The sequence below is a fragment of the Pseudomonas yamanorum genome, assembly GCF_900105735.1.
GTDB lineage: Bacteria > Pseudomonadota > Gammaproteobacteria > Pseudomonadales > Pseudomonadaceae > Aquipseudomonas > Aquipseudomonas yamanorum.
In genome coordinates this window covers 2,465,602-2,477,785 of record NZ_LT629793.1, presented here as the reverse complement: position 1 = coordinate 2,477,785, position 12,184 = coordinate 2,465,602, and the positions used below count along the sequence as shown (strand labels likewise).

Genomic DNA, 12,184 nt, shown 5'->3' with positions numbered 1-12,184 from the left:
GCGGCCTTCGCGAGCAAGCCCGCTCCCACATTTGACCCAGTTCCCCCTGAAGGAACCCGATTGAATGTGGGAGCGGGCTTGCTCGCGAAGAGGCCCTCAAGAACACCAAAAAAAAGGCCGCGATCCAAAAGATCGCGGCCTTTTTGCATTTCAGCGCGGCTGATTAAACCTCATCCAACTCCGGCTCATCCGCCTGCACATTCACCGTCGCCTTCACCACATCGTGACGGCGGATGTACTTCCAGTCCGCTTCATCAATGTAGATCCCGTTCGGCCCGCTGCCGCCTTCCAGGTCAATCGCCACCTGGGCGGAAACCTGTGGCTTCACACTGGCCAGAATCGGTACGAAGCCCAGCTGCAAGCTGGTTTCCAGCAACGCCGCCTGGTTCTTCTCATCGATATCCGCGGCCTCATCGAGGTAGTACGGCAAGCGCACACGACCTGCCTGATCGCGGTCCATCAAGTGCAGCAACAAGTACATGTTGGTCAGCGCCTTGATGGTCATGGTGGTGCCGTTGGAGGCGGCGCCATCAATGTCGGTGTGAATGATCGGCTGGCCGTTGACCTTGGTGATCTCGAACGCCAATTCGAACAAGTCCTTGAGGCCCAACTGGTTATGGTTGGCCGCAACCAGGCGCGCCAGGTATTCCTTGGCTTCCTCGTTCTTGTTGTCCTGCTCGGCGCTCTGGCTCAGGTCGAAGACCGACAGGGTTTCACCCTCTTCATACTGACCGGCACTGTGGATGATCTGGTCGATATGCTTGAGGGCTTCCTTGTTCGGCGCGAGCACGATGCGGAAGCTCTGCAGGTTGGATACCTGACGCTTGTTGATCTCGCGGTTGAACAACGCCAACTGGTGCTCAAGGCTGTCGTAGTCGCTGCGGATATTGCGCAAGGTGCGTGCGATATCGGTGACCGCCGCACGCCGCGCCTTGCCCAGCGTCAGGGCTTCATCCGTACGGTGCGCGTAAGCGTTGATCAGCAAGTGCAGGCGGCGCTCCATATCGTCTTCACTGTCGAACTTGGCCACTCCCTTGAGGCGCACCTGTGCATACAGCGCGTCGATCTGGCCGTCAGCGCGCAGCAAACCTTGCCAACTGTCCTGATAGTCATTGAGCAGCGGCAGCAGGTTTTCCATGGAGTCGTCCACCGGGTCCATGAACGGCGTACCAAACGGCAAGTCCGCCGGCAGCAGATGACGACGACGCAACGCGTCATCCAGCGTGCGCTGCTTGGCTTCCATATCACCAATCTGGCGGCCTACCAATTGCAGCTTGGCCGACAGTTGCTGGACGCGTTCGGTAAACGCATCGCTGGAACGCTTCAACTCGTCCTGGGCTGCTTCCATCTGCGCCAGGCTTTCCAGCTTCTCGCCTTCTTCTGCGCTCAGGGTTTGCGAGCGGCGGAAATCTTCCAGCGCCTTCTGTGCGTCCAATACCTGTTGGTACAAGGCTTCAGTCTGGGTCTTGCTTGCCGCACGGTCAGCCGCCACGGCTTGCTGGGTTTTCAGTTGCTTGAGTTCTTTTTCCAGGCGTTCTTTCTGGTCGCGCAACGCAGCGCGGTCAGCCAAGGCCTGCAATGCCGGCGGCTCGATATGCGAGATATCGATGGCCAATCCCGGCACTTCAAAACGCTCACCCTTGAAGCCATCGAGGATCTGCTCCAGGGATTTCACCCACAGGCCGTCTTCATCCAGGGTGATGCCATGCTCACCCAGCGGCAAGCTGAACAGCGAACTGTTGAACAAGCGCATCAGACGCTCGACATCCTGCTGCGAGAATTCTTCCCGCAGCTTGGCGTAGCTGTTGTTGTCGGCGTGATCGAGTTGTTGCTTCACCGACTTCAGGCGTTTTTCCAGGTCCCGCAGACGCTCGTCCAGATCCTCGGCACTGAACTGACGCGACTGCGCCAAGGCCCCGGCCAATTCATCGTGAGCATCCTTGGCGGCCAGCAGTTGTTGCTCCAGCACCTTGACGTCATCCACCAGGGCGAAGCGATGCTTGAGCACCGACAGCTCACCGAGCCAGCGCTGAATGCCGCTGATTTCCCGCTCCAGGCGCATCAACTCCTGAGTGCCGCCGCGCTGGTCGTTCTGCAGTGCGTCTTGCTCGTTGCGGTAATGCTCGGCCTGAATCGTCAGCTCTTCCTTGCGCGCACTGGCGTAGTCCGACCAAGTGCCCAACAACGAATCCAGCAGCGGCGACAGGCGATGCAGTTTGCCCCGCAGGATTTCCCGCTGTTTCACGCCATTGGACAGCGCTTCCACCAGCGGGCCGGCGGCTACCAATGAGTTGTAGTCCTGCTCCATGCGTCGTACATCACGGAAGGCTTCTTCACACGCCGCGATGTAATCGACACTGCCGGAACGCAGGCTGTGTTCGAAGGCATCGAGGAACAGCTGTTTCAACTTGGCCGCGGTAATTTCCCGCATGTGCAGCAAGTTGATAAACAACGCACGGAAGGTCTTCAGGCTCTGCTCGCTGGTGGAGCGCAGCGGAATCAGGGTCAGGTCCAGCGGGATCGACGTGTGGCCGCCCACCAGCAAACGTCGCAGTTCATCCGGCTTGAGTTCATAGGCTTTCAGGCCTTCACGCTCAAGGTTGGTAAATAGCTCTTTCTGGCGCAGGCAGGTGTCGTTCTTCTGGTAGTGCGCCAGGTCCAGCTTGCCGGCGTAGGCAAAGAACTGGTGACCGAAACCACCGCCCGGGCCGCGACCAACCACGCCGATCACGTGCGGGCCGTGGGGCAGGGCCACTTCCACCAGGATGTAGCTGGTGTCGGTAGCAAAGTAGAAACGCCGGGATTGCTCCAGGGTGTACTTGCCGAAACTCATGTCCGACATGCGCGCCAGAATCGGGAACTGCAACGCGTTGATCGAAGCCGATTTGCCGAGGTTGTTCGCGCCGTACACCGACAGCGGTTCTTCCAGCGGGAACAAACCCAGGCTGTAACCGGCAGTGTTCAAAAGGGCGAAGCGGCGAATGCCGTAGCGTTCCTTGCTCATGCATCGGTCTCCTGTTCTTCGGCAATGGCACGGGCCAGGGCGTCTTCTTCGCTTTCGTCCGCGAAGTCACTCAAGTCCAGCGGGTCATCGGTCTTCAGCAGTTTTTCATCGCTGTCTTCGTCGATGATCACCGGGGCCGGCAACGGCAACACGCTGTGGATGCTCGCGGCCAGGTCGCGGTCCTGCTGGACCGAGAGGCACACATCGAGGAAGCGGTGCATCGGCGGCAGGAAGCGGTAGATACCGTTCTCTTCACCGGCAAAACCCAGCTGAGTCATGCGGCGCATGATTTTTTCTTCCAGTTCCTCGACGGTCTGCACTTCGGCCTGGATAAACAGGTCGCGGTACTTTTCCAGCAACGACGGCAGCTCATCACGGCCCAGGCTGCCACCGTCAAGCACGGCGATCGGGTCGCGGCCCTGGTCGGCCAGGTGCTCGACGATGATGAAGGTGAACAACGCCAGACGCTGGGCGGTCTTGTTGACCTGCGCGGCAGCCACGGCCGAGTCCGGCACGAAGTAGTAGAAACCCCGGGTGTCGCACACCAGCTCAAAGCCCAGGGCCTTGAACAGCGTGCGGTACTGGTCCTGGAAGTTCGACAGTTGGGCGTACAGCTCCGGGTCGCGGCGGCTGACGTGGTAACCCTTGAACAGCTCGCGAAAGATCGGCGCCAGCTGGGACAGTTCGGATAGATCAAGATGCATGAGGGGTGCTCGCAGAATTCCCGGCCGTATCAATACTGGCTGGAAGCAGGGCGAATGAGCGCAGGCTGACCTGGTGCTCGTGAGTGTGGTAATCCCGTCGTTCCAGACGTTCGCGCTTGAAGCGTTTCTCCCGCGACAGGCGTGAGAACCAGTACAGCAACTCGTCGGTTGCGCCGTCCGGTTCCTGCTCCAGCAGCCAAGTCATCAGGTCCGGCATCGGCAGCGCGTCTTCGCAGCGCTCGAGCATCTCCTTGACCGTGCGCGGCGCGCGAGGGGCTTCGCCCTTGTGGGATTTGTGCGCCTTGGGGAAACGCGCCGGCTTCGGTTCGAAGTTGGCCAGGGCGTACACATAGGCTTCGACTTGGCTGGCACTGCCGAGAAAGGTGCTTTGCGGCCGGGTGAACATCGGCATCGCCGCTTGCGGCACCGCGTCCAGGCCCTTGCGGCGAATCGCCGACAAGGCCAGCGCCGCGCCACGGGTCACGGCGTTGTGCCGGCGAGCTTCTTCACGCAACGGCAGCAGCAGTTCCCGGGCGTGACGCAAGGTCAACTGAGCGCTGGTCTGCATTTCGAGGATGCGCGCATGGGTGCGCAGCAGCATGTCGTCGTCCACCAGGTGGCCGAGGCGCTGCTGTTCGGTGAGCATGCGCAACAGCACGTTCTCGACCTTGCGCACGCCTTGTTCGAAGGCGCCGTCGGCGTTCACCAACTGAATCATCGGTTCGACGTATTCGTCCCAGGTCGCCAGTACTTCGGCGTAACGCTGGCGCAACGGGATCTGCCGGTCGCTGGTCTTGGCGCGGTCGGCTACGGCCGCGAGGGCCTGTTCGTCGTTGGCGAGTTTTTTCAGCACGTCCCGCACGCGCATGTCCAGCAGGCGCAGTTGGCGCGCCAGGTCATGGCCGTCACGGATGTCGAAGGCGTCCTGGATATAACCCGCCAGGCGCTCAAGGTGGCGCAGGTAGGCTTCGATCTCCAGGCACAGGCCTAGCCGGTGCTCCTTGCGAAGATACGCCAGGAAGTCGTGGATCTGTGCGTTGAGCTCGAAACGGTTCGGGCTCTTGGCGACAGGCACCAGGATATCCAGGCGAATCCACACGTCCAGCAGGCTGGTGATGTCCTGTGGCGTGCTGTCCAGTTGTTGGGCAGCCAGTTGGGCGCGCAGTTCGCTGAGGCTCAGGGTGCCTTGGTCGAAGTGTTCGCACAGTGGCTCAAGCAGGGCCCAGTGTTCGGCGAGGGCGCGCAAGACGCGCTTGGGTTCGATCATCGGAATGGCCGGCTGGTTAGCGATTAAAAGCAGCGATTGTACTGCATCGGGGGTGGGATTTATCCACAGCCGGTCGTGAGGCGCTCACCGGAACGATCAACTGCGGGCGATCTTCGTCGAAGGGCGGTAGAATCCCCGTTCTTTAGTTATCCACAAGTGGCCGACCTTTGCTTATCGAGTCCCGACGTCGCGCTTACTTGACCGCCATGCAGGTGGTCAACTGGCTGCCGCGCACTGAATTACCGTTCGCCGCCCCCTCGCGGCCCGAGCTGCTGGAGGCCCCGGAGCCGTTCGAGGCTTTCGGGCCTTCGGGTGAGGAGGCGGCTGCGCCGGTGCCGCTGGTCAAGCCCGTGGCAGAAACCCCGGTGGTCCGGCCAAAGGTCGAAGTGCCGCGCCCGTCGCCGGTGGCCAAGCCGGTCGTCGCCGAAGAGGCACCTGCCGTGGTCAAGGCTCCAGTCGTGCCTCCGCCGCGCTTTGCCCTGCAACTGCTGCGGGCCGGGCGTTGCCTGCTGCTGGTGGAGTTGCCGACAGGCGAGCGCTTCCAGACCCGCGACCCGGCCTATCTGCTGCTCAAGGACATGTTGCGCGCCGCCGGCTTGCCCGACAGCCCGCAAATCGTTGGTGAACCGGTGCGCTGGCCGCTGCTGGCCCGGGGCACCATGGATCAGGGGCCGGAAGCCGCGCGGGATTTTGTGCAAGGTTTTGTCTCGGCGCGCCTGGAAGACGAACCCTGCGTGTGCCTGTGGCTGATCGGCCTGCCCGCCGTGCGTTTTGCCGGTGAAGCGAATGCCGAGGCCTGGTACCGCGAACTGCAGGTCGAAGGCCTGGGCTCCGTCTGGGCTCTGCCGGGCCTGGAACTATTAATGGAAGAGCCACAGCGTAAGGCTGATGTCTGGCAAGCCATGCGCCGGCTGATGGCGCGCTGGAAAAGTACCGATGAGTGAAGCTTTATCTTTCCGCCCGATGACCGAGGCGGACCTCGACGCTGTACTGAAGATCGAATACGCAGCGTTCAGCCACCCCTGGACCCGCGGGATTTTTCTCGATGGGCTGGGCAAGTACCAGATCTGGCTGATGTTTGAAGGAGAGCAGCAGGTGGGCCATGGGGTGGTGCAGATTATCCTTGATGAAGCGCACTTGCTGAACATCACCGTCAAGCCGGAAAACCAGGGCCGTGGCCTGGGTTTAAGCCTGCTGGAGCACCTGATGTCCCGGGCCTACGAGGCCAAGGCGCGGGAATGTTTCCTGGAAGTGCGCGACAGCAACACCGGCGCGTTCCGGCTATATGAGCGTTACGGTTTCAACGAGATTGGCCGCCGGCGGGATTATTACCCCGCCGTCGGTGGTCGTGAAGATGCGGTCGTGATGGCCTGCACCCTGGTCGACTAAACGCAGTGCCCAATGTGGGAGCGGGCTTGCTCGCGAATACGGTGGTCCAGTCGCCAGATGTAATGACTGACACACCGCCTTCGCGAGCAAGCCCGCTCCCACATTTAGTTCGGCAGCGTGTCAGCGGTTGCCGTCTACTGGATCGATATCGGCCAGTTCGGCTTCATCCAGGCCATTGCCGCCGCCAATCTCGTCTTCGTCGACGATGCTCAGGTCCCAATCGGCCTGTCCATCTTCACCTTCTTCCCGCGCATCCCGCGCACCATCCTCGCGGATCAGCGTTTCCGGGCTCATGTCATCATCGGTTGATTCATGATCAGCGGTGGAAGCCCCGGTCATCCCGGCCTCGCGTACCCGTTCGTCGGGCATCAGATGCTCGCGTTCGCGAGGTGGAATCTCGTCGCCGATCTCCGCCGTCGGTTCTTCCTCGTCAAAATCCAGTTCCCGCATGGAGCCCATGCGGTCTTCGTTGTCATCAATCGGCTCCGGTTGGGTGGCGCCGAATGGACGTCGTGAATCAGTCATGGCGATTCCTCATACTGTGGGGCTTATAGTGTGTGGACAGGCATGGCTCCCCAAGATTCAAGTAATTACCGGCCGGCTATCTTTAATTATCGGCGTGACCCGGATGGGCGGTCGTCTGTCAAAGCTGCGCATCATTCCTGAGGCTTTCCCTGATGAACGAACTACAAGACCTGCTTGATAACAACGAACGCTGGGCAGATGCGATCAAACAGGAAGATCCCGAATTCTTCGCCAAGCTCGCCCGCCAGCAAACCCCGGAATACCTGTGGATCGGCTGTTCCGACGCCCGCGTACCGGCCAACGAGATCGTCGGCATGCTGCCGGGCGACCTGTTTGTGCATCGCAACGTGGCTAACGTGGTGCTGCACACCGACCTCAATTGCCTGTCGGTGATCCAGTACGCGGTTGACGTGCTCAAGGTCAAACACATCCTGGTGACCGGCCACTATGGCTGCGGCGGTGTACGCGCCTCGATGCAGGACAACCAGTTGGGCCTGATCGACGGCTGGCTGCGCACCATCCGTGACCTGTACTACGAAAATCGCGACGTGCTGGCCCAGTTGCCCACGGAAGAGGAACGCGTCGACCGCCTGTGCGAGCTGAACGTGATCCAGCAAGTGGCCAACGTCGGCCATACCAGCATTGTGCAAAACGCCTGGCACCGTGGGCAGAGCCTGTCGGTTCACGGCTGCATCTACGGGATTAAGGATGGCCGCTGGAAAAGCCTGAACACCACCATCAGTGGCTTCGAGCAATTGCCGCCGCAATACCGCCTGCGCCCGCTGGGAGCGGTCTAAGGGCTTTTGCGTTTGCGCCACTGCTCCATGAACTGTTGACCCTCGGCATTCAACGGCTCCTTCATGCCGGTGATCCAGCCCCGACAGTTGAGCTCGCCACACTGGCAGCGAAACTGTCGGAACAGCACGTCCTCGGTGTGGGCGTAATCCATGGTCAGCAGGGCGCCGGCGGGCACCGGCTGAACGGACCAGAGTTCCAGGTACGTCATGTCGAGAAATACGTTCGGGTTGCACGAGTGCGAAAGCAAGCCGCTGAACCACGGGTCGTACAGGTGAATACGCGAGGACATCTGCACCGTATGCAAGCGCCGCTCACTCAGTGCGTAGCCGGACACCTTGGCGATGCGCAGGCGGCTATCAAAGGCGACGCGCGTCTTGATCCCTTCGCCTGAACCCTCCCGGGTACGCACCACTTCATAGTCGCAAGCGCGGGGGTAGCCGTGTTCGGTGAGCACAGTGGCAAAGGGGTAAAGACAGCCACTCACAGCGGTTTTAGCCTGATCCATGGCTTGAGTTTTCATGACTCTCCAGGAGGGGGCTGCATCGACCTGCCGGTGGTGTCTGGACTGCCAGTCTTGCAACGGATGGGCGTCGCTCAAGACTCGCCGAAGTGAACGCCAATTTCTACTGTCAAATCTGACAGTAGAAATTGGCTATTTTTTCTGTAAGAAAACTCCCCCCCCCTATGCAGTTTGCGTCAAAGCGCCGGTGCATCAACCGCCGGTGCCGGCACTGCGCTTTTCAATTGCCTTAGCTGAGTCTTGATTGCGGGCTGGGCGCACTTGGCGTTCGCTTGTTCGGGCGTCAGTTCGCGGATCGAGGTGTAGAACAGTTCGCAGGTCTGCTCCTTGCGCGTTACCTGCCAGGTGTTCATACAGCCTTTGAGCTGCACATTCGGATCGCTGGCGGGCTTCTGACCCATCGAGGCCTGCCAGCAGGCGGCGCTCAAGTCCTGGCCCATCACCTTCAAGCCGGCCTCGTCGGCCTTTTGCTCGTCACCGTCATACGTGTCGGGGTTGGCGGCATACCAGATGTAACTCGGGTGGTTGGCCCCCAGCACGGCGACCTTGCTGCCATCGGTGGGGCTGATCTGCGCCAGGCCCAACACACCCACGGTTTGCCCGTATTGCTGCTTGATCCAGCTGCGCACTGGCGCCCCAAAAGCCACCATCGGCAATGCGCCGCCCGCGTGCAGGCTCAGCTCCTTGACCATGCGTGTCTGGTAGTCGGTGAAGTAACCGTACACACCTTCCAGGTCCTTGCCCGCCGTGGCGGGGGCGGCGATCGGTGCGATGTCGATGATGGTCTGGTATTCCGGCGTCTGGGTCGCCGGGATGCCGTTGGCCGTGAGCAAGGTCGCCCAGCGGTCGGTGGTGGCCGACTCCAGGTAGTCCTGGAAGTGGGTCAGGGAGTAATCCGGCGGGAAGTGCAGCAGCTCGATGCTCTTGCGGTTTTCCAGGGCCATGCCCAGCGGCAGGAACAGGTACCAGTTGAACTGCCACTTGCCATCGCCATTGAGCTTGCTGGCGCCCTGGTAAGCCAGGTCGGCGGTGTCGAGCAAGGTGGTCAGCGGCTGACCATAACCGTCCGGCACGCCGCTGAAGGTGGCAAGCACCTGGTCATGCTCGGTTTTTACACTGACTTTGCCCCGGCTGTAACCGTCTCGTTGCAGGCTTTGGTTCAGGTAGTGCTCGACGGTCTGTTCCAGCGTCCAGGGACGAAAGCAGATGACGCTGCAATTGTTCGGGTACGCGAACAACTGGGTGACCCGTTGCGGGGTACCCAGCGGTACGGTGATGTCAGCCTGTACGACCGCACTCAAGGTCAGTGCGGCCAGGGTGAAGGACAACCTGGAGAGTTTAAACATGGATGGTTCCCTGTCAGCGAAAGCCCGTCTGCGCGGGGTGAATGCCCACCCTCACACAGTAGCGGTTGACCGGGGAAAGCGCGTAGAAAAACTGCGCGCTTGTCGCTTTTGAGCAAGTGCGTCTACACCTTGAAGTGCAACGCATTGGTCAGGTCACCCATGGGTTTCTGGCCACGGGCGACCATCGACTCGTCCCGCAGCTTGATGCCGTCGAGTTTCTCCAGTTGGAACACCCGGGTGATCAGGCGCAGGATCGACGCTGTGTCATACACCGTATGGTCCACCGTGCCCTTGCGTGCGAATGGAGAAATGACCAGCGCCGGAATACGTGTGCCCGGGCCCCAGCGGTCGCCTTTCGGTGGTGCAACGTGGTCCCACCAGCCGCCGTTTTCGTCGACGGTGATGATCACCACCATGTTTTTCCACTGCGGGCTTTCCTGCAGCATTTTCAACGTACGGGTGATATGCCGGTCGCCCGAAGCCACGTCGGCGTAACCGGCGTGCATGTTCAGGTTGCCCTGGGGCTTGTAGAAACTCACCGCCGGCAGCGTGCCGGCTTGGGCATCGGCCATGAAGTGGTTGGTGCTCGGGTCGTCGCCCAGCCCGCCATCGCGCAGACGTTTCTTGCGCTCTACCGGGTTTTCCGGGCCTTGTTGCTTGAAGTAGTTGAACGGCTGGTGGTGGTACTGAAAACTCGGGATCTTCGGAATCGCAGCCGAATCCTTGTGCTCATCAATCGTCGCCTGCCAGGCGCCGCCATACCAGGCCCAGTCGACGTTCTTCTTCGACAGCTTGTCGCCGATGTGCTCGTGGGACTGTGGCACCAATACGCTGGGCAGGTCCGGCTTGGCGTAGTCCGGGCGTTCCGGGTCGCGGATCCAGGTGGGCCAGTAGGGCGGCGCCATGGTGTTCACCGCATAGCCATCCGGGGTCAATGCGCTCGGACCGAATTGCGGTGGGCCGGTCATGGCGCTGGCCGGGGATTTGTCCAGCGGCTTGAGGCGCGTGTCGGTCGGGTCGTCGCTCTGCAACGTGGCGATCTGCGACTTGGCCACTGAATTGGCGGCGTCCGGGTAGAACGGCACCTGGGCGCTGATCAGGTATTGGTGGTTGAGGTACGAACCGCCAAAGGCGCCCTGGAAGAAGTTGTCGCACAGCACAAACTCCCTGGCCACGTCCCACAGGCGCAGGGAATAGCGGGTTTGCGGGTAATGGCCGAAGGTCAGCGCACCCGAGTCGGCCCAGGCGACAAAACGGTCGTTCTTGCCGCCGTTGATCTGCATCTGGTTTTGATAGAACACGTGCCACAGGTCACGGGTGATCAAGGCCAGCGGCAGGTCTTCACCGTCCGGGCCTTTCAACGCGAAGGGGGCGTTGGGCAAGTGTTGCTGATATTGAGTGGCGCTGGGGTAGATCACCCCGTCGATGGTCTGCGGACCCAATTGGGTCACGCCGCCCCACACCTCAGGCAAGGTATCCAGCAGGTTGCCGTCGCGGTCGCGTTGCTGGTAGTCGGCGGGCTTGAGCGCGGAGAGCGGGCTTTCTACGCCGGGGAAATCGGCAAACAGATTGTTGAAGCTGCGGTTCTCGCCGTAGATCACCACCACGTTTTTCACGTTGTCGTGCAGGGCCTTGTCCAGTTCGGCAGGCGTCAGTTCGCGGTCGACCGGCGGGCCCGGCTGCTCAGCTGTGCCGCCGCAGGCGCTCAGGGTGGCTCCGACCCCCAGTACCGCCGCACTACCCAGAAAACGCCGACGGCTAGTGTCTATTGGCGGCTTTTCAGCATTATCGGAAGAAGGGCGATCTTGGTGCTCGTCACTCATTACTGGGGATCCCTACTGGATAGTTGTTGCAATATGTTTCGCGGAAACGGTATCAGCGGATTGTGACGGATGGAAGACACGAGTGGGATGACGCCAGCATGTTTACCCATCCCAAGCACTGCTAGACTGGCACGATATTGCATGCCTCGAGGTGAATCATGAAACCTTCAACCGCCCTTGATCTCAAGAGAGTGGCCGTGCGTGAAGTGGTCGGGCGCTTTCGCACCTCCAATCCCAGGGTATTCGGCTCTGTTTTACTCGGTACCGACAAAGAGGGCAGCGATCTCGATTTGCTGGTTGATGCACTTCCGGGTACCACGCTTTTTGACCTTGGCGGGCTTCAGGTTGAGTTGGAGGATTTGTTGGGGGTCAACGTTGACCTGCTGACGCCTGGCGACCTGCCATTGAAGTTTCGTGCCCAAGTCTTGGCAGAGGCCAGGCCTGTATGACGTCAAATCGTATTGGTGATTACCTGGAGCACATACGCCAGGCATCATCTGACGCGATTACCTTTGTCGACGGTTTGAGCAAGCCTGAGTTTTTTGAAGACAAGCGTACTCAGCAAGCCGTGATCATGAGTTTGATCATCATCGGCGAAGCGTCGACCAAAATAATGGATCAACATCCAGAGTTTGCAGCCGCCCAACCGCAGGTGCCTTGGCGCAGTATGCGAGGGATGCGCAACCGGATTGCCCATGGTTACTTCGATATAAATCTTGAAGTGGTATGGGACACGGTCCAGCACGCGCTACCTGAGCTGCTGAGCAACCTGCCAGCCGCACCCGCCTGAAGAGCGGGTGCAGCTTCG

Annotated in this window: 12 protein-coding genes; 5 read left to right on the top strand and 7 right to left on the bottom strand. The window is 60.6% G+C overall.

Annotated elements, in window-relative coordinates:
- Nucleotides 1–163: 163 nt before the first annotated feature.
- From mksF to mksB, 3 genes are read right to left on the bottom strand one after another with little or no spacing between them, the layout of a single operon-like run.
- The gene (mksF, locus tag BLU46_RS11960) at nucleotides 164–3,004 is read right to left on the bottom strand and encodes an Mks condensin complex protein MksF (RefSeq protein WP_093201935.1); all 2,841 of its coding nucleotides are present in this window, start codon (nucleotides 3,002–3,004) and stop codon (nucleotides 164–166) included.
- On the bottom strand, nucleotides 3,001–3,708 hold the full coding sequence (mksE, locus tag BLU46_RS11955; protein ID WP_093201930.1) for an Mks condensin complex protein MksE: 708 nt from the start codon (nucleotides 3,706–3,708) through the stop codon (nucleotides 3,001–3,003). Before mksE ends, mksF begins: the two co-directional genes overlap by 4 nt.
- Nucleotides 3,698–4,975: an Mks condensin complex protein MksB gene (gene mksB / locus BLU46_RS11950; RefSeq protein ID WP_003214377.1), complete on the bottom strand. Its 1,278-nt coding sequence runs from the start codon at nucleotides 4,973–4,975 to the stop codon at nucleotides 3,698–3,700. The genes mksE and mksB overlap by 11 nt, the downstream gene beginning before the upstream one ends.
- Before the next feature lie 206 nt (nucleotides 4,976–5,181).
- On the opposite strand from mksB, the gene BLU46_RS11945 reads away from it, so the two are divergent.
- Nucleotides 5,182–5,919 (top strand): hypothetical protein, encoded by a 738-nt coding sequence (locus tag BLU46_RS11945; protein ID WP_063033184.1) that lies wholly within the window; start codon nucleotides 5,182–5,184, stop codon nucleotides 5,917–5,919.
- Nucleotides 5,912–6,364, top strand: a complete 453-nt coding sequence (gene rimI, locus BLU46_RS11940; RefSeq protein WP_003214382.1) for a ribosomal protein S18-alanine N-acetyltransferase — start codon at nucleotides 5,912–5,914, stop codon at nucleotides 6,362–6,364. The genes BLU46_RS11945 and rimI overlap by 8 nt, the downstream gene beginning before the upstream one ends.
- Nucleotides 6,365–6,484: 120 nt before the next feature.
- Here rimI and BLU46_RS11935 read toward each other — a convergent pair whose 3' ends face one another.
- Nucleotides 6,485–6,889, bottom strand: a complete 405-nt coding sequence (locus tag BLU46_RS11935) for a hypothetical protein (RefSeq protein WP_063033183.1) — start codon at nucleotides 6,887–6,889, stop codon at nucleotides 6,485–6,487.
- A gap of 152 nt (nucleotides 6,890–7,041) precedes the next feature.
- Between BLU46_RS11935 and can the strand changes: the two genes are divergently transcribed.
- Nucleotides 7,042–7,686, top strand: a complete 645-nt coding sequence (can, locus tag BLU46_RS11930; RefSeq protein WP_003214385.1) for a carbonate dehydratase — start codon at nucleotides 7,042–7,044, stop codon at nucleotides 7,684–7,686.
- Here the strand turns inward: can and BLU46_RS11925 are convergent.
- From BLU46_RS11925 to acpA, 3 genes are all read right to left on the bottom strand, one after another.
- On the bottom strand, nucleotides 7,683–8,207 hold the full coding sequence (locus BLU46_RS11925; protein WP_063033182.1) for a hypothetical protein: 525 nt from the start codon (nucleotides 8,205–8,207) through the stop codon (nucleotides 7,683–7,685). The two genes, can and BLU46_RS11925, sit on opposite strands and share 4 nt — an antisense overlap.
- 176 nt (nucleotides 8,208–8,383) lie before the next feature.
- A complete protein-coding gene (locus BLU46_RS11920; protein WP_093201926.1) occupies nucleotides 8,384–9,553 on the bottom strand; it encodes a hypothetical protein in 1,170 nt (389 codons plus the stop codon).
- A gap of 122 nt (nucleotides 9,554–9,675) precedes the next feature.
- Entirely contained in the window at nucleotides 9,676–11,376 is a 1,701-nt protein-coding gene (gene acpA, locus BLU46_RS11915) for an acid phosphatase (protein WP_093201922.1), read from the bottom strand.
- 158 nt (nucleotides 11,377–11,534) lie between these two features.
- Here acpA and BLU46_RS11910 point away from each other — a divergent pair, with 158 nt between their 5' ends.
- Together BLU46_RS11910 and BLU46_RS11905 are read left to right on the top strand one after the other, a co-directional pair.
- The gene (locus tag BLU46_RS11910; protein WP_076014916.1) at nucleotides 11,535–11,825 is read left to right on the top strand and encodes a nucleotidyltransferase family protein; all 291 of its coding nucleotides are present in this window, start codon (nucleotides 11,535–11,537) and stop codon (nucleotides 11,823–11,825) included.
- Nucleotides 11,822–12,166, top strand: coding sequence for a HepT-like ribonuclease domain-containing protein (locus BLU46_RS11905; RefSeq protein ID WP_093201916.1), 345 nt, complete (start codon nucleotides 11,822–11,824; stop codon nucleotides 12,164–12,166). Before BLU46_RS11910 ends, BLU46_RS11905 begins: the two co-directional genes overlap by 4 nt.
- Nucleotides 12,167–12,184: the final 18 nt, after the last annotated feature.